Source organism: Allomuricauda sp. CAU 1633 (assembly GCF_017313225.1).
In the GTDB taxonomy this organism is placed as follows: domain Bacteria; phylum Bacteroidota; class Bacteroidia; order Flavobacteriales; family Flavobacteriaceae; genus Flagellimonas.
Genome location: NZ_JAFLNE010000011.1, coordinates 56838 through 73074 on the forward strand (window position 1 = coordinate 56838; position 16237 = coordinate 73074).

Consider the following 16237-nt stretch of genomic DNA (forward strand, 5'->3'; position numbering starts at 1 on the left):
GCCATTAAAGGGATTCCAATAGTTGTTCAATGGAATTGAACGCTTTTACCGTGTCAGGGAAAGTATCCGCTGTAGCATGTCGTATTTGGTGTCCCAGAACATAAAGTCTGGAATCTGGCGAAGTCTCCAATATAGTAGAGAAACGCTCCATGTAGGTCTTCAGTTCATTTGGGGTTGGGGCAACTGTAAAATAAGAGACGAAATGAATGTTGTTGTAATACTTGAGTAAATCCGAAAGATTTTCCATAGGCATGGTCTGACCCAAATAAATGGATTTGTATCCTCGTAACGTTATCTCATAGTTGATATACAACAGCCCCAACTCGTGGATTTCATTTTCAGGCAGGAAAAGGACAAAAACCTTATCTTTTTTTGAGGGTTCTTCAAATTGCAGCTTTTCCGTTTGAATGTATATTTTCTGTTTTATAAGGTTGGAAATAAAGTGCTCATGTGCCGGACTGATGGTATCAGTCTGCCAAAGCAACCCCAGTTCATTGAGTAATGGGATAAACACTTCGTAGAAAACATCCCTGAAGGACCTTTCTACCAATAGACTGTTGTAGGTTTTAAGGAAGAGGGATTGATCAAAATTGAGCATGGCCAGTTTAAAGGCATTAAGGGCATGGCTCTTTTTACTGTTTTGGGCCACAATTTCCTTTACCATCATTGGAATTTGGGACTCATCCAATTTGGCAATCTTTGAAATCTTGTAACCACTGTTGTATAGCAACGTAATGTTCAACAGCTTTTGCAAACTCCCAATGGAATAGGTTCTGATGTTGGTGCTAGTCCTTTCAGGACTGAAGAGATTGTAGCGTTTTTCCCAGATTCGGATGGTATGGGCCTTTATTCCGGAAAGATTTTCCATGTCCCGAATACTGAATGATTTTTTTACATTGTTCATCTTTTGAGAATAAAGATTAAACAAATTTACAATTTAAACCATACGAACCTATTTTTTTAGGATAAAATTTGGGACGTATGCTCCGAAAAATTAATGATTTTAGCTGAAAAGTTTTTAAGGAAAAGGCCTATAAACAAAAAAACCGCAAGTGATTGCGGTTTTGTGCCCACGACTGGAGTCGAACCAGCACGTCCTTACGAACACTACCCCCTCAAGGTAGCGTGTCTACCAATTCCACCACGTGGGCTTATCTGTTTTTGGTCTGTACAGGCCAAAAATCTTTGGGGCGACAAATATAGGGGTTTTGTCCAAATATCTCCTGCACAATTATTCTGAAATTCTATGCTAGAGTAGCGCATTTTTGTTCATTGTTTGAAAATCTTGCCGTCCTCCATTTCAATGATACGGTCTGTGCGTTTGGCAAAATCTTCATCATGGGTTACTACCAATAAGGACAAGCCTTGATTTTCTTTTAGATTCTTAAAAATAGTGAACACATTTTCCGAATTATGGCTGTCCAAATTCCCTGTGGGTTCATCCCCCATTAAAATGGTAGGGTCGTTGATAAGGGCTCTTGCAATGGCCACCCGTTGTTTTTCCCCACCAGAGATTCGGGAAGCTCTTTGTTCGGCCAGATGGCCAATGTGGAGCATTTCTAATTTTTCACGAGCATTCTGTTCAATTTGCACATGGGATTTCTCACCCAATTTTTTAGCCGGTAGCATTACATTTTCCAAAACACTGAATTCTGATAAGAGATAGTGAAACTGAAACACAAACCCAATATGTTTATTTCGTATACGGGAGAGTTCTTGATGAGATTTTCCAGTAATCAATTCATTGCCCAAGTACAATTCTCCGGTATAATCGGTATCCATGGTGGAAAGAACATATAACAATGTAGACTTTCCCGAACCGGATTTCCCCATGATAGAGGCAAACTCGCCTTCTTTAACTCCAAAGGAAATATCCTTTAACACATGAAAATCCTTGGGCTTGTAGAAATGCTTGTTTATATTTTTGGTTTCTAGAACGAGTTTCATAACTATCTTAGGTTCCCCGGATAATTTTTACCGGGTCTATTTTTTTTGCTCTGTTCGATGGCAAATACCCCGCCACAAAGGTTGAAATGAGCGCAAATGTGATTCCGATTACGTAATACAGCACGTTGTAGTTTACCGGAAAGGTTGAAATAGTGGGCAATGCTTCCGTTTCAAATGGGGTTTGATCAATTACTTTTGATAGGAAAAATCCAATCAATAGTCCCAAAACACCTCCTACCAAACCAATGATTACCGCTTGACTCATAAAAATGAGCTGTACATCCCTTCCAGAAAAGCCAGTGGCTTTTAAAATGGCAATGTCCTTCATTTTTTCATAGATGAGCATGTTCAAAATATTGTAGATGCCAAATCCAGCTACAATGAGCAATGTAATGGAAACTGCATAGGTGATGAGGTTCCGTATATCTGAACCTGTTTCAAACTGGGCATTCGCCTCATTGATGTCTATGGCTTTTATGTTGAACTGTTTTTCAAGTCGACGAGCCATAGGTTCGGCCTCATCAATATTCAATAGCTTAATATTGATATCGGTGACATAATTTTCAGCTTCTCCCAAAATACGTTGAACCGTCTTAAGGTTGGCAAAGCTTTGGATATTGTCAATTTCTGCTATACCACTTTGATAAATCCCGACTATTTTTAACGGAAAGATATTGCCCGCTACGGTACTCACTTGAACACGGTCACCAACGGACAAAGACATTTTATCGGCCAGACCGGCACCCAGCAAGATGCCATTATCATTATTGTTTAGGGCTTCAGGGGTGCCTTCTACAATGTTATCCTGAATATTGGAAAGGCGAACTTCTTCCAAAATGTCCACACCAATAAGATTGCCCCCCAACTCAATGGAACCTGATAAATAAAAAATCTGGGCCCGAAGCTGTGGCGTGGCGCCTTTAACATTGGGTTGCTTTTTCAGATAGTTAAGAATGGGAAGAGCATTGTGAATTTTTTTCTGATTTTGTTTGGGCTTTATGGAATGTACTACGTTGAAGGCCTCCTTGAAATCATCATAAAGCGCAACTGGTTGGTTAGGGGATGGCCTTATTTCATTATACATGTGGATGTGGGGAGTTTGGTTCAATACCAAATCATCCAGCATACCATTTAACCCAGTCATAAAACTTACCAAAGTGATGTAGGCACCAATACCAAAAGTGACGCCAAGCGTCGCCGTCGCTGTGGATTTCATCTTGGTAAGAAGATGTGTTTTGGCAATGCCCAATATCACATTCCAGTTGATCATTGCTCAGGTTTATAGATGACTGTGTTTTCGTCAATGCCCCCTAAAATCTCTATCCTGTCCAAATTTTGTAGACCTATTGATACTTCTTTTTCACCATTATCAGTAAGTACGTGTGATTCGCCAATCAGGTATTCTTTTGGGATGGTAAGGGTCTCTTCTTTTTTAGCGATAATGATATTGCCCTCACCCGAAAGTCCGGGATACAAGGTGGCAGGCGGTTCATTAAAAAGGGCCTCGACCTTGAAGGTTTGGGAACGTTCGTCCTTTCTGGGATAAATTTTGTCCAAAGTGCCCTCAAAAACCTGTGAATTATAGGAATCCAGGGTAATGAATACGGGCTGTCCTATTTTTAATTTTACGATGTCAACCTCGTCCACCAAAAGTTCCACCACAAACTTATCGCTTCTGCCCACCGCCGCCACGGGCTCCATGGTGGTTACAATTTCACCTTGGTTTTTGTAAATGGCGTAGACCTTACCGTTGATTTTGCTGGTAATGGCGAAGTCGTTTGTATTGGTTAGTGCGGTTTTGTAGTTATTTTCAGCCTGACGCACTTGGGTTTCCAACTCATTTTTGGTTCTGTCGTATTTGCGTTTCAAAAGACTAAGGTTGTTTTGGGAAAGTTCATAGGCCAGTTCACGATTATCGTACTCTATTTTGGAACCGATATTTTGATTCCATAGGTTTTTTTGACGGAAATAATTGATGGAATCGTTTTTCAGTTTGAGTTCTGCCGCTTGAATTTCATCTTGGATGCCACGTAATACCGCGGCACTGCCACTGTAATTGTCACGTGCCAATTGCAGGGCCAATTTGGCGTTTTCCGTATTTAGTTCTGGGGAAGTGTTTGTAATTTGAAGAATGCGGTCGCCTTTTTTCACGGTATCACCTTCCTCCACCCAAATTTTGTCCAGAATGCCAACCACAACGGAATAGGCTTGGTATAGACTATCTGGCTGAACAGTGGCCGAAGCATATACCGATTCGGTCAAGGGCATTCGTTCCGGATATGTTTTTTCTTTTTTATCGGAACAAGAAAATAGAAGAGGAAAAGCAACGAGGACAAGTACACTATATTTCATGCTATGTTTCATGAGTAAGTCTTCAAATTACCAATAATATTATTATCCATACCATGAGTTATGTCAGTAATTATCTATTTAAGCAAAATAATACTGAAACGCATCCCACTTTAAATTTCACCCCTATTAATGACCTAGGTCATTGTGTGCCTTAGTGGATTATATTTTATTTACTGCAAAAAGCTGATGGTATTAACTGGGGTGATATTATTGGTTGTGCTGCTTGCCCTTGGACTTCTATTTGTTCCAATTCAAATATATATTGATACTGATACGCTACAGTACTTTGTTAGGATAAAAGGATTGGCAAAGGCCAGTGTGGAACCAGACAAGAAAGAGCTATTACGGATACGATTGAAAGTACTCTTTTTTGAACGTTGTTTTTATCCCATAAAGAAATCTTCAAAACCAAAACCTCCGCAGAAGAAAACCAAACACAAAAGGAAGATAAAATTTGGGAAAATTGTAGGGGTGATACGATCATTCGAAGTACGGCGATTTGCGTTGGACATGGATACGGGTGACTACGTTGTCAATGCAAAAATGTACCCGGTATTTATGCTCCTCAACCAATATGTAGCTTCTTTCCATATCAATTTTGAAGATAGAAACAGATTGTTGGTTGATATTCGGAACCGCCCTTACAGAATACTAAAATCATTTATTAACAATTAAATATAAGGTCATGGATTTACATTTTGAAGAATTACTGAACAAGGTAACTGACTTTATCAAGTCAGAGGCCAGGACTGACACCATTATTGGAGAGCCCTTTCAATTGGGCGAATTTAAATGTGTGCCGGTAATTAAAGTGGGTATGGGATTTGGCTCTGGAGGAGGCGAAGGAGTTGAAGGAAAAGGTCGAAAAGGCGAAGGTGCCGGTGCTGGAGCAGGTATTGGTATCCAACCCATCGGATTTTTGGTGACCAAAGGAGATGAGATTTCCTTCTTGGAAGCAGGAAAGACTCATGGTTTGGCCGCAGCATTTGAAAAAGTACCTGATTTAATCGAACGCATTGTTTCCGAAAGAAACAAGCATGAAGAAGTAGTTTCCTAAATAAGAGGAAATCTGCTTTTGAAAAGGACTGGATTGTCTATAGTGCAAAATATGGGCAATCCAGTTCGGATGTTGGGAGGTCCAATATCGTATCAGCTATAATATTAGCCTTATCTAATACTATTTTCCCAACTATAATCTTTCCTGTTGCCTTTTATTAACTTTAGTTGCAAATTTGAGGATACTCCTATACTATTTAACAAAGATGCAATTCAAAGCGATAAACCAAAAGAATTTACTCTTATGGGCAACTTTATTTGTTTCCCTTGCCCTTACTGCCCAAAAAACAGACTTTACCCGCCAAGATTCATTGCGGGGAACCATCAATAAAGAAAGATCGTGGTGGAATGTGTTGCGGTACGATATCACCGTAAAACCAGATTTCAACAAGAAGACCACTAGTGGGAAAAATACAATTACCTATAAAGTGGTTGAAGACTCGCATAGCGATTACATGCAAATTGACCTGCAGGAACCTTTGCGCATAGATAGTGTGGTTACCGATGATTTCAGAAAACTGAACTTTACAAAAGAAGGCAATGCTTGGCATGTCGAAAATAAACTGATGCCTGGCAAGAAGGAAGGGAAAATCACGGTGTATTTCAATGGAACCCCTAGAGAGGCCATTCGTGCACCTTGGGATGGCGGGTGGAGCTTTTCCAAGGATTCTCTGGACCGACCTTTGATGACCGTTACCTGTCAAGGGCTTGGAGCATCCATATGGTATCCCAACAAGGACCACCAGAGTGATGAACCTGATAATGGAGCCACCTTGACCATGACCGTTCCCAATGAACTTACCGCCGTAGCGAATGGTAGATTAAAGGAAAAGAAGGAGCATAAAGATGGCACAACTTCTTATACTTGGGAGGTCAAAAATCCTATAAACAACTATAACCTTATTCCATACATTGGTCACTATGTTAATTTTAAAGAGACATATGCCGGGCTAAAAGGGAGTTTGGATTTGGACTATTGGGTGTTGGACTATAATTTGGAAAAAGCAAAATCCTATCTGCCCAATGAAGTGCACAACATGCTCGATAGTTTTGAGTATTGGTTTGGGCCCTATCCCTTTTATGAAGATGGCTTTAAATTGGTGGATGTAGACCATACTGGAATGGAGCACCAGTCTGCCGTAGCCTATGGGAACCACTACAAACCCGGTTACCGGGGTCGGGATGGTTCGGGAACAGGTTTGGGACTTTTATGGGATTTTATCGTTATCCATGAGAGTGGCCACGAGTGGTTTGGGAACAATATCACCACCAAGGATTTGGCCGATATGTACATTCACGAAGGGTTTACCAATTATAGCGAGACCTTGTTCATAGAGAGTATGTATGGAAGGGATGCTGCGAATGATTATAACCATGGCATCCGACGAGGTATTCGGAATGATCGTCCCATTATTCCAGAATATGGGGTAAATGCCCAAGGAAGTGGAGATATGTACACCAAGGGCAGCAATATGATTCATACCATACGTCACAGTATAAACAACGACCAGCTGTTCCGAAATATATTGACGGGACTTAACACAGTCTTCTACCATAAAACGGTGACTGCTGATGAGGTACATACCTATATTTCAAAAAAGGCGGGGTTTGACTATAGTCAGGTTTTCCATCAGTATCTAAAAACAACACAGATACCCGAAATACATTTGTATGCCGATGCCAAGAACAATCGCATGTATTTTAAATATGCCAATTGTGAGAAGGATTTCAATCTTCCCCTCTCTTTGGTAGGAGAGCATACTAACCTAAAGATTTTCCCTACTACCAAATGGCAAAGTGTAGAGGTGAGTAATGACCAGTATGTGATTTTTTCCGCACCTCGCATAGAAAAGATGTATTACATAACCCCAAAGGTTTTGAATTCCATGGAAGCTGAAAAGAAATAATAATCCTTTAAAACGGTGTCATGAAAAAAGATAATTCACTGTTGCTATTTGTTTTTGTTGCCTTTGCAGGTTTGAATATGGCCTTGGCACAGTCTAACTATCCAACCCCTGTAGAAGGTGACTACGTCATTAAAGACTTTACGTTTCAGAGCAATGAGGTCCTTCCCGAACTCAAGTTGCATTATACCACTTTGGGCAAACCAACCAAAGGAAAGGATGGAAAGGTGAACAATGCCGTTTTGATCATGCATGGGACCACAGGAAATGGAAAAGGATTTTTAAGCGAACGCTATGCCGGTAATCTGTTTGGTCCTGGTCAGCTTTTAGATGCGGAGAAATATTATATCATCCTTACGGATGCCATTGGTCACGGAAAATCCAGTAAGCCTAGCGATGGACTTCATATGAAATTTCCCAAGTACACTTATGATGATATGGTGTTGGCGCAATACCGTCTATTAAATGAACACCTTAAAGTTGATCATTTAAGGTTGGTCACGGGAACCTCAATGGGTGGTATGCACACATGGGTTTGGGGCTACACCTACCCAGATTTTATGGATGCTTTGATGCCTTTGGCAAGCCTTCCAGTTGAGATAGCCGGAAGAAACCGCATCCAACGAAAAATGATCATAGACCTTATTGAAATGGATCCAGAATGGAAGGGTGGGGAGTATAAGGAACAACCCAAGGTTGGATTGTCCGCAGCAATTTCCAATATGATGTTTATGGTAAGTGTGCCCTTAAAATGGCAAAACGCGGCGCCCACTCGTGAAGAATCCGAAAAGATGATGGAGCAGCTGTTAAATCGTTACTTGGGAATGATGGATGCTAATGACATGATCTATGCGTTCGATTCTTCCCGATTTTACAATCCAGCTCCCCATTTACGTCAAATAAAGGCCCCACTGATTGCCATAAACTCTGCAGACGACCAAGTAAACCCTCCAGAACTGGGGCTTATGGAAAGAGAGATATTAAAAGTAGAAAAGGGAAAATATATATTGATTCCCATATCAGAGAAAACCTCTGGGCACGGTACCCATTCAGATCCCACAATTTGGGGGAATTATTTAAAAAGCTTGTTGGAGATATCGGAGCGGGAATAAGCTCCACATATCCCACTAAAGATAATTTAATTGCAGTTTTATGATTTGATGGTTTGAATTAGTTGATTGATTGTAACGAGGCTCCAATATATTTGGGGCCTTATCTTTTTAACGATTATTGTCATTAAAGATCAATGGGATCAAAAAAACAAGATGAATGCAAAAAGAAAACCCTGAAAACCAATAGGCTTTCAGGGTTTTTAGTGACCTGACTGGGGCTCGAACCCAGGACCCTCTCCTTAAAAGGGAGATGCTCTACCAACTGAGCTATCAGGTCGCTTATCAGTGCCGGCGCATTGCGCTAAGCGGGTGCAAATATAACATCAATAATCTATTTTACAAGGTGAATTAATGATAAATTTGTGTTTTTTAAAAATCGCTTATAAATTCAATATATGAGAGTAGTTTTGGTGGGGTATATGGCAAGTGGAAAGTCCTCCGTTGGGAAGTTGTTGGCCAGGGAGTTAGGGCTGGAGTTCCTAGATCTTGATGCGTATATTGAGGAACAACAACAAAAATCCATTAAAACCATTTTTTCTGAGAAAGGAGAGATTTATTTTAGAAAATTGGAACACGAAATGCTGTCCAAGGTTTTGGATGACCACCAAGATTTGATGCTTTCCACAGGTGGCGGAACCCCTTGTTATGGAAACAACATGGAGACCATTTTACAAAAATCTGACCATTCCATTTACCTGCAATTGTCCATTTCCGCATTGGTGGAACGGATAAAGGGTGAAAAAGAAGACCGACCCTTGGTTAAAAATATTGATGATGAAGACCTTCCGGAATTTATTGGAAAGCATCTCTTTGAGCGAAGACAATACTACGCGCAGGCCAAGCATATTTTAGAATGTGATGGTAAGGATTTGGAAACTGTGGTCTCCGAAATAAAACAACTACTACTCTAAAAAGACCGCATCGTTTTTCGGCTGGAACTCCACTTTAATGTGTTCATTGAGTGAAGTGGACAAAGAAATGCCCTTAAAATCGGCTTTAACGGGAAACTTTTTATGGTTCCTATTCACCAGCACCGCCGTTTTCAATTGTTTTATAGGGGTCTTTAAAAAGTGGTGCACTCCGTAAATCAATGTGGTGCCCGAATTGAGCACATCATCAACCAGTATTACAGATTTGTTTTTATAATCTTCCTCTGGAATTGAGGTGCTAACCCCACTCTCCAAAGGATTTTTTTTATCCATTTCCACTTTGCATAGCACAATCTCGGCTTCGGTAATATTTTTGAGGACCGTCGCCACCTTTTTGGCAAAGTTCATGCCCCCACCATTGATTCCGGCCACAATGATTTCTTTCTCATCAACATTGCTCTCATAAATCTGATAGGCAATGCGCCTAACAATGTGTTGAATTTGACTGTGGGTCAGTATGCGGTTCATCATAGCATGGATAATTGTATCAAATATATAAAACAGATTATTCAGATTCGTCCAAATAATCATCAATGTCGCGTCGGTCTTTCTTTGTGGGGCGCCCCAATCCCTTCTTTCTATAGTGGGTTTTGGCAAACTGTACCAATTCGTTGTGCTCAAAAGCCTCTTTTGGGGTCGTGTCTTTTCGGTATATGTCCACCAACTTGGCCCCAACACGACTTTCAGGAATGTCCAGGACTGTTAATTCATAGTCGATTTGGTTCTTTCGCAGCACCACTTTATCCATAGGATAAACCTCCCTCGAAGGTTTTACAACACTCCCATTCACCTTTACCTGCCCTTTTTTAACGGCAGTGGAGGCAACGTTTCGGGTTTTGTAATATCTAATACACCAAAGGTACTTGTCTATCCGCATACGCTCTGCAAATCTTTGTTAATGCACCGAGCAAAAATAACGGAAAATTGTATCTTGCGCAGCTAAATGACACACTTGATGAGGTACGGGATTTTTGTTTCTTTGTTTTTGACATTGATTTTTTTATCATGCAATAATGATGATAATAGTGGGCCAGAGGCTGTGCCACCTAGGGCACTAGCTGAGGTTGCACCCGAAAATGATAATGACATACAGGAGTTTTTGCAGACACATTTCTACAACTATGAAGAATTTCAATCTCCACCGGCTGATTTTGATTACAAGATAAAGATCGACACTATTGCTGGCGTAAATGCTGATAAAACTCCATTAAGCGATATGGTTAGGAGCACTTCAATCAATATATCTTCCAATCAATTGAATTTGGATACCGATGAAGATAATGTACCCCATAAACTCTATTATCTTTCTGCAAGGCCCACATTTGCCGAGCTGGATGCCATGGGGCCAAATCCTGAAATAGGGACTTATCCCAGCGTTGCGGATTCTGTTTATGTACGATATGAAGGAAAATTGCTGGACCTCACTACTTTTGATGGGGCATTTTTTAATCCCATTTGGTTTGATTTGGCGCAGTTGCAGGACTTTTCCCAAGGGGCCCGAGGTTTCTCGGAAGGTATTCCATTTTTGAAAACAGGAGGAGCGCCCATTGACAATGGGGATGGAACGGTAAGTGTTGAGGAGTACGGTGTGGGGATGATCATATTTCCTTCTGCTTTGGGATATTATAATAATGCATCCATATCGCAGATTCCTACGTACAGCCCATTATTGTTTATGATAGACCTTTTTACCATGAACCAGTCTGACCATGATAATGATGGTATTCCTTCAATTGAAGAAGATGTCAACGGCAATGGTTACTTGTATGATGACAATACCGATTCAGACGAAGAAGATAGGCTAAGAACGGTGCGACGGGCCAATTTCTTGGATGGGGATGATGACGGAGATGGCGTTTCCACAAGGAGTGAAATTACCAATGAGAATGGTGGAATTATTTTACCCTATCCCGATACTGATAATGATGGTATCCCGGACTATTTGGATCCAGACAATTAACAAGCAAAGTGAAAGCATAAAAAAGTCCCGCTCCAATGAGCGGGACTTTTTTTATTTCTCGTTTATTTGGAATTATAGTTTTAGAGACAACGAAAAAATAACCTGTGAAGGTCTGGAATCGACTCTACCGGAAACGTCCGTAATGTTGTTTCCAATAAAGTTGGCTTCGTTTTCAGAAAAACCACGTTCATAACGAACATCAAAACCCAGTTTGCCGATATTCACTCCCGCACCAGCATTCAATCCAACGGTAAAATCATTTTCAACATCCTCTATTTCCACACCATCTAGATCGTTCTTTAAAGTGTACTGAAAAGCTGGACCCGCAAAAACATGGAGTGGACCAACAATTTTAACACCTAACAAAACTGGAAGATCCAACTTGGAAACATCATAATCTTGAGAGCTGCCATCTACGTCGTAGGAACTTTTGGTTTTGGTGTAGACCAATTCGGGTCTCAAATAGATTTTGGGTAAATCCAATTTTCCCCAGAACCCTACGTGGTAGCCTGTTTTGCCTTCCGCGCCTTCAACAATGTCTTGACCCGAATCGCCAACAGAACCTATAAGGTCTCCGTTCTTATTGTAATTTAAACCTGCTTTGATCCCAAAACCAGAACCGCTTTGAGCCATAGCAACAGACCCCATTAGGGCCAACACTGCAACTAGAAGTGTTTTTTTCATAAGTGTTCATTTTAAAAGTTGATGAAGAATATCACAAAAGTGATACCGAAAATTATTTTCGCTTCAACACTTTTAAAACGGCGGCCTCAATGGCTTTATTGTTCAATCCGTATTTCTCCATCAGTTGTTCTGGAGTACCACTTTCACCAAAAGTATCTTGGGTGGCCACAAACTCTTGGGGTGCTGGATGATGGGTTGCCAGTACGCGAGCAACGCTCTCACCAAGACCTCCCAAATAGTTGTGCTCTTCAGCAGTAACCACGCAGCCTGTTTTCTTCACGGAATCCAAAATGGCTTTATCATCCAAAGGTTTTATGGTGTGGATATTGATTACTTCCGCAGAGATTCCTTGGTTTTCCAAACTTTCTGCTGCCAACAGTGCTTGCCATACCAAATGTCCGGTGGCAATGATGGTAACATCTGTTCCCTCGTTTAGCATGAGGGCCTTTCCAATCTCAAATTTTTGATCCACTGGAGTGAAGTTGGCTACTTTGGGTCGACCAAAACGCAAATAAACAGGTCCATGATGTTGGGCAATGGCAATAGTGGCAGCCTTGGTTTGGTTATAGTCACATGGATTGATTACGGTCATGCCCGGAAGCATTTTCATCAAACCAATATCCTCCAAAATTTGGTGTGTAGCACCATCTTCACCCAAGGTTAGGCCAGCGTGCGAAGCACAGATTTTCACATTTTTATCCGAATAAGCAATGGACTGACGGATTTGATCATAAACACGACCTGTGGCAAAGTTGGCAAAAGTGGAAGCAAATGGTATTTTTCCACCTATAGTAAGACCAGCAGCAATTCCCATCATGTTGGCTTCAGCAATCCCTGTTTGGAAGAATCGTTCAGGATTTTCTTCAATAAACGTTTCAATCTTCAGGGAACCAACCAAGTCGGCACATAAGGCCACAACATTTGGATTGGTCCTACCCAATTCTGTCATTCCGGCACCATAACCGCTTCGCGTATCGTTTTTTCCTTGATCTGTATATTTTGTCATTTTTCTTGTCTTCAGAATTAATAATCACCTAAGGTCTCTGGATTCTGCGCCAATGCCGTGGCCAATTGCTCATCATTGGGAGCTTTACCGTGCCATGCGTGGGTGTGCATCATAAAGTCAACACCGTTACCCATCATAGTGGTCATAACAATGCAGACAGGCTTTCCTTTGCCAGTTCTACTTTTGGCTTCCTTAAGACCTGCAATGACCTGTTCTAAATCATTTCCATTCTCAATTTCCAGAACGTCCCAACCAAAAACCCTGAACTTTTCGGCAACATCGCCCATAGGCAATACATCTTCGGTGGCCCCATCAATTTGCTGACCATTTCGGTCTACCGTAGATATCAAGTTGTCTACCTTGTTTCCAGCGGCATACATAATGGCTTCCCAGTTCTGACCTTCTTGAAGTTCACCATCACCGTGAAGGCTGAACACCAAATGGTCATCACCATTCAATTTTTTGGCCAAGGCAGCACCAATGGCCACAGACATTCCTTGTCCCAATGAACCAGAAGCCACGCGAACCCCAGGTAAACCTTCATGGGTGGTTGGGTGACCTTGCAGACGAGAGTCAATCAATCTAAAGGTGTTGAGTTCCTCAATGGGGAAGTATCCTTTTCGTGCCAAAACACTATAAAATACAGGTGAGATATGACCATTGGACAAAAAGAAGAGGTCTTCTCCCTTTCCATCCATATCAAATCCCTCCTTTAAATCCATGATTTCGTTGTATAGGGCAATAAAAAATTCGGTACATCCCAAAGAACCTCCGGGGTGTCCAGAATTCACTTTATGGACCATTCTCAGAATGTCCCTTCGCACCTGAAAAACCAGGTCTTGTAATTCTTGTGTGTTTGGCATCTTTTATAAATTAGTTTTCAAAGGTAATCGCTATAGAGTTGTTAAACAAGTGTAATATATACATTTATTAATCATTTTGTTGAAAGAAACTTTATTTTTTTGTTAAGTATTCCCGAAAATGAGTTGGTTATATTTGCGGTCTTAAAATACACTTTTGGATTTTAATTTAGTACAAAAAGATAAACAAAGTAAGGCCAGGGCAGGAGAGATAACTACTGATCATGGATCCATACAGACTCCGATTTTTATGCCCGTGGGTACTGTGGCTTCTGTTAAGGGGGTGCACCAACGCGAATTGAAGGATGAAATTGACCCGGATATCATTCTGGGAAACACCTACCACTTGTACTTACGTCCCAAAACTGGAATTTTGGAAGAAGCGGGCGGTCTCCACAAATTTATGGGGTGGGACCGGAATATTTTAACCGATAGTGGAGGCTATCAGGTGTATTCGCTTTCCAATAATCGGAAAATTAAGGAAGAAGGGGTCAAGTTTAAATCGCATATTGATGGGTCGCACCATGTTTTCACTCCAGAAAATGTCATGGAAATCCAGCGAACCATTGGCGCGGACATTATCATGGCCTTTGATGAATGTACGCCTTATCCCTGCGACTATAACTACGCCAAGCGATCCATGCATTTGACCCACAGATGGTTGGACAGATGTATTTCGCATTTGGAGAAGCTTCCTTTTAAATATGGGTATTCCCAAAGCTTTTTCCCAATTGTACAGGGTTCTACCTATAAAGACTTACGAAAACAATCCGCAGAATATATTGCTTCCGTTGGCGCAGAAGGGAATGCCATTGGGGGACTCTCCGTAGGAGAGCCTGCTGAGGAAATGTATGAAATGGCCGAATTGGTCTGCGGTATTTTGCCAGAGGATAAGCCCCGTTATTTAATGGGTGTGGGTACACCTATTAATATATTGGAGAACATTGCCTTGGGGGTGGATATGTTCGATTGCGTAATGCCCACCCGAAATGCAAGAAATGGGATGTTGTTCACGGCACACGGTACCATCAATATAAAAAACAAAAAATGGGAGAACGATTTCTCTCCCATTGATGAGATGGGAATCACTTTTGTGGATACCGAATACTCCAAAGCATACCTAAGACATTTGTTTGCCGCCAACGAATATTTGGGCAAGCAAATCGCTACCATACATAACCTTGGTTTTTATCTTTGGTTGGTACGAACGGCAAGAGAACGTATTTTAGCAGGGGATTTCTTGGAATGGAAAACCCAAATGGTGCAACAAATGGATAAACGATTGTAATGCTAACCATACTTGACAAGTATATCTTAAAACGCTATCTGGTCACCTTTATGGGGATGCTCATGCTCTTTGTGCCCATTGGGATCATGGCCAATTTGGCGGAAAAGATTGGGAAGATCATAGACAACGAAGCCCCCTTGATGGAGGTCATTGTTTTTTATGGCAATTTCACCTTGGTCATTGGGAACTTGTTGCTTCCCGTTTTCTTGTTTTTGTCCATTATATTTTTCACTTCCAAACTGGCCAGTAATACAGAGATTGTGGCCATTTTAAGCTCCGGAGTATCCTACGGGCGATTTTTGCGACCTTATTTAATAGGAGCCACCATGGTGGCCATTCTTATTTTTATGATGGGAATGTTCATTGTTCCCCATGCCAGTATTGGTTTTAATGAGTTTGAATACAAGTATTTTAAAAGGGGAAAACAAGACCGGGTCACGGACAATATTTTCAATCAGTTGAATGAAAACGATTATCTCTATGTAAGCAGTTTTGACCCCAATAGAAAGATTGGGTACAACTTTACTTACGAACATTTTGATTCCATTAAACAATTGGATTATAAAATATCGGCAAGTAATATCCGCTGGATAGACAAGGACAGCATATACCGGTTGACCAATTATGCCAAAAGAAAACTCCAGAACAATGTGGAGATTATAGAGACCCAGCGAAGGTTGGACACACTGTTTACCTTTAAACTGGAAGATCTTACCCCGGTTTCTTATGTGGCGGAGACCAAGAATTTATTCGAGTTGAACGATTTTATAGATGATCAAAAACGGAAAGGGGCCTCCAACATCAATGCCTATATTTTGGTGAAATACAAAAGATGGGCCCTACCCATTGCCGCCTTTATTCTTACCATAATTGCGGTAGCGGTTTCCTCGGTAAAACGAAGGGGAGGTATGGGGCTCAACTTGGCGTTTGGTATTGGAGTTGCATTTGTATACATCTTTTTTGATAAGGTTTTTGGAACCTTGGCCGAGCAATCCGGATTTTCACCCTTTCTGGCCGTGCTAATTCCCAACCTTATTTTTGGTGTTTTTGCAGTCTACATGCTGATGAAAGCGAAGCGATAATCTATTCAAAATGACCTATCTTGTTGATGTTAAATGGCTTGGACATTTTCTGTGAAT

The 16237-nt window shown here is 41.1% G+C and carries 17 protein-coding genes and 2 tRNA genes; 8 read left to right on the plus strand and 11 right to left on the minus strand.

The window, feature by feature from the left end; genetic code table 11:
- Positions 1–4: 4 nt before the first annotated feature.
- From J0X14_RS18325 to J0X14_RS18345, 5 genes are all read right to left on the minus strand, one after another.
- Complete coding sequence (locus J0X14_RS18325) at positions 5–904, minus strand: MerR family transcriptional regulator (protein WP_207099279.1); 900 nt, start codon at positions 902–904, stop codon at positions 5–7.
- Positions 905–1067: 163 nt separating this feature from the next.
- Positions 1068–1151 (minus strand) — tRNA-Leu (locus tag J0X14_RS18330).
- 118 nt (positions 1152–1269) lie between these two features.
- A complete protein-coding gene (locus J0X14_RS18335) occupies positions 1270–1947 on the minus strand; it encodes an ABC transporter ATP-binding protein (RefSeq protein ID WP_207099280.1) in 678 nt (225 codons plus the stop codon).
- A 7-nt stretch (positions 1948–1954) separates the two neighbouring features.
- Positions 1955–3217: an ABC transporter permease gene (locus tag J0X14_RS18340; protein WP_207099281.1), complete on the minus strand. Its 1263-nt coding sequence runs from the start codon at positions 3215–3217 to the stop codon at positions 1955–1957.
- Complete coding sequence (locus J0X14_RS18345; protein WP_242528100.1) at positions 3214–4311, minus strand: efflux RND transporter periplasmic adaptor subunit; 1098 nt, start codon at positions 4309–4311, stop codon at positions 3214–3216. The genes J0X14_RS18340 and J0X14_RS18345 overlap by 4 nt, the downstream gene beginning before the upstream one ends.
- A 174-nt stretch (positions 4312–4485) precedes the next feature.
- Between J0X14_RS18345 and J0X14_RS18350 the strand changes: the two genes are divergently transcribed.
- The 4 genes from J0X14_RS18350 (at position 4486) to J0X14_RS18365 (ending at position 8371) form a co-directional block, all read left to right on the plus strand.
- The gene (locus J0X14_RS18350) at positions 4486–4974 is read left to right on the plus strand and encodes a hypothetical protein (protein WP_207099282.1); all 489 of its coding nucleotides are present in this window, start codon (positions 4486–4488) and stop codon (positions 4972–4974) included.
- A gap of 10 nt (positions 4975–4984) precedes the next feature.
- Positions 4985–5356, plus strand: a complete 372-nt coding sequence (locus tag J0X14_RS18355; RefSeq protein WP_207099283.1) for a GerW family sporulation protein — start codon at positions 4985–4987, stop codon at positions 5354–5356.
- 205 nt (positions 5357–5561) lie between these two features.
- Complete coding sequence (locus J0X14_RS18360) at positions 5562–7262, plus strand: M1 family metallopeptidase (RefSeq protein ID WP_207099284.1); 1701 nt, start codon at positions 5562–5564, stop codon at positions 7260–7262.
- A gap of 20 nt (positions 7263–7282) precedes the next feature.
- A complete protein-coding gene (locus J0X14_RS18365) occupies positions 7283–8371 on the plus strand; it encodes an alpha/beta fold hydrolase (protein ID WP_207099285.1) in 1089 nt (362 codons plus the stop codon).
- 204 nt (positions 8372–8575) lie between these two features.
- On the opposite strand, the gene J0X14_RS18370 is transcribed toward J0X14_RS18365, so the two are convergent.
- Positions 8576–8648, minus strand: a tRNA-Lys gene (locus tag J0X14_RS18370).
- Between the two features lie 118 nt (positions 8649–8766).
- Between J0X14_RS18370 and J0X14_RS18375 the strand changes: the two genes are divergently transcribed.
- The gene (locus J0X14_RS18375; RefSeq protein ID WP_207099286.1) at positions 8767–9282 is read left to right on the plus strand and encodes a shikimate kinase; all 516 of its coding nucleotides are present in this window, start codon (positions 8767–8769) and stop codon (positions 9280–9282) included.
- Here the strand turns inward: J0X14_RS18375 and J0X14_RS18380 are convergent.
- Together J0X14_RS18380 and J0X14_RS18385 are read right to left on the minus strand one after the other, a co-directional pair.
- Complete coding sequence (locus J0X14_RS18380) at positions 9274–9771, minus strand: phosphoribosyltransferase family protein (protein ID WP_207099287.1); 498 nt, start codon at positions 9769–9771, stop codon at positions 9274–9276. The two genes, J0X14_RS18375 and J0X14_RS18380, sit on opposite strands and share 9 nt — an antisense overlap.
- Positions 9772–9805: 34 nt before the next feature.
- Entirely contained in the window at positions 9806–10177 is a 372-nt protein-coding gene (locus tag J0X14_RS18385) for an RNA-binding S4 domain-containing protein (protein ID WP_207099288.1), read from the minus strand.
- A gap of 78 nt (positions 10178–10255) precedes the next feature.
- On the opposite strand from J0X14_RS18385, the gene J0X14_RS18390 reads away from it, so the two are divergent.
- Positions 10256–11260, plus strand: a complete 1005-nt coding sequence (locus J0X14_RS18390; RefSeq protein ID WP_207099289.1) for an FKBP-type peptidyl-prolyl cis-trans isomerase — start codon at positions 10256–10258, stop codon at positions 11258–11260.
- A 72-nt stretch (positions 11261–11332) separates the two neighbouring features.
- Here J0X14_RS18390 and J0X14_RS18395 read toward each other — a convergent pair whose 3' ends face one another.
- Genes J0X14_RS18395 through J0X14_RS18405 form a run of 3 tightly spaced genes read right to left on the minus strand, consistent with a single transcriptional unit; the run spans position 11333 to position 13813 of the window.
- Entirely contained in the window at positions 11333–11944 is a 612-nt protein-coding gene (locus J0X14_RS18395) for an outer membrane beta-barrel protein (protein ID WP_207099290.1), read from the minus strand.
- 52 nt (positions 11945–11996) lie between these two features.
- A complete protein-coding gene (locus J0X14_RS18400; protein WP_207099291.1) occupies positions 11997–12950 on the minus strand; it encodes a transketolase family protein in 954 nt (317 codons plus the stop codon).
- Positions 12951–12967: 17 nt separating this feature from the next.
- A complete protein-coding gene (locus J0X14_RS18405) occupies positions 12968–13813 on the minus strand; it encodes a transketolase (RefSeq protein ID WP_207099292.1) in 846 nt (281 codons plus the stop codon).
- Positions 13814–13967: 154 nt separating this feature from the next.
- Between J0X14_RS18405 and tgt the strand changes: the two genes are divergently transcribed.
- Both tgt and J0X14_RS18415 read left to right on the plus strand, forming a co-directional pair.
- Positions 13968–15098 carry a tRNA guanosine(34) transglycosylase Tgt gene (tgt, locus tag J0X14_RS18410; RefSeq protein ID WP_207099293.1) on the plus strand — a complete coding sequence of 377 codons (1131 nt, stop codon included), beginning with the start codon at positions 13968–13970 and terminating at the stop codon, positions 15096–15098.
- A complete protein-coding gene (locus J0X14_RS18415) occupies positions 15098–16180 on the plus strand; it encodes an LptF/LptG family permease (protein WP_207099294.1) in 1083 nt (360 codons plus the stop codon). The genes tgt and J0X14_RS18415 overlap by 1 nt, the downstream gene beginning before the upstream one ends.
- Positions 16181–16237: the final 57 nt, after the last annotated feature.

What these genes read in the sequence shown, in the direction of transcription:
- J0X14_RS18340 (WP_207099281.1), bottom strand. Translation starts at nt 3,217, where the DNA reads ATGATCAACTGGAATGTGATATTGGGCATTGCCAAAACACATCTTCTT.
- J0X14_RS18415 (WP_207099294.1), top strand. Translation starts at nt 15,098, where the DNA reads ATGCTAACCATACTTGACAAGTATATCTTAAAACGCTATCTGGTCACC.
- J0X14_RS18375 (WP_207099286.1), top strand. Translation starts at nt 8,767, where the DNA reads ATGAGAGTAGTTTTGGTGGGGTATATGGCAAGTGGAAAGTCCTCCGTT.
- J0X14_RS18390 (WP_207099289.1), top strand. Translation starts at nt 10,256, where the DNA reads ATGAGGTACGGGATTTTTGTTTCTTTGTTTTTGACATTGATTTTTTTA.
- J0X14_RS18360 (WP_207099284.1), top strand. Translation starts at nt 5,562, where the DNA reads ATGCAATTCAAAGCGATAAACCAAAAGAATTTACTCTTATGGGCAACT.
- J0X14_RS18385 (WP_207099288.1), bottom strand. Translation starts at nt 10,177, where the DNA reads ATGCGGATAGACAAGTACCTTTGGTGTATTAGATATTACAAAACCCGA.
- J0X14_RS18350 (WP_207099282.1), top strand. Translation starts at nt 4,486, where the DNA reads ATGGTATTAACTGGGGTGATATTATTGGTTGTGCTGCTTGCCCTTGGA.
- J0X14_RS18380 (WP_207099287.1), bottom strand. Translation starts at nt 9,771, where the DNA reads ATGATGAACCGCATACTGACCCACAGTCAAATTCAACACATTGTTAGG.
- J0X14_RS18325 (WP_207099279.1), bottom strand. Translation starts at nt 904, where the DNA reads ATGAACAATGTAAAAAAATCATTCAGTATTCGGGACATGGAAAATCTT.
- J0X14_RS18335 (WP_207099280.1), bottom strand. Translation starts at nt 1,947, where the DNA reads ATGAAACTCGTTCTAGAAACCAAAAATATAAACAAGCATTTCTACAAG.
- J0X14_RS18345 (WP_242528100.1), bottom strand. Translation starts at nt 4,311, where the DNA reads ATGAAACATAGCATGAAATATAGTGTACTTGTCCTCGTTGCTTTTCCT.
- J0X14_RS18400 (WP_207099291.1), bottom strand. Translation starts at nt 12,950, where the DNA reads ATGACAAAATATACAGATCAAGGAAAAAACGATACGCGAAGCGGTTAT.
- J0X14_RS18405 (WP_207099292.1), bottom strand. Translation starts at nt 13,813, where the DNA reads ATGCCAAACACACAAGAATTACAAGACCTGGTTTTTCAGGTGCGAAGG.
- J0X14_RS18355 (WP_207099283.1), top strand. Translation starts at nt 4,985, where the DNA reads ATGGATTTACATTTTGAAGAATTACTGAACAAGGTAACTGACTTTATC.
- J0X14_RS18365 (WP_207099285.1), top strand. Translation starts at nt 7,283, where the DNA reads ATGAAAAAAGATAATTCACTGTTGCTATTTGTTTTTGTTGCCTTTGCA.
- J0X14_RS18395 (WP_207099290.1), bottom strand. Translation starts at nt 11,944, where the DNA reads ATGAAAAAAACACTTCTAGTTGCAGTGTTGGCCCTAATGGGGTCTGTT.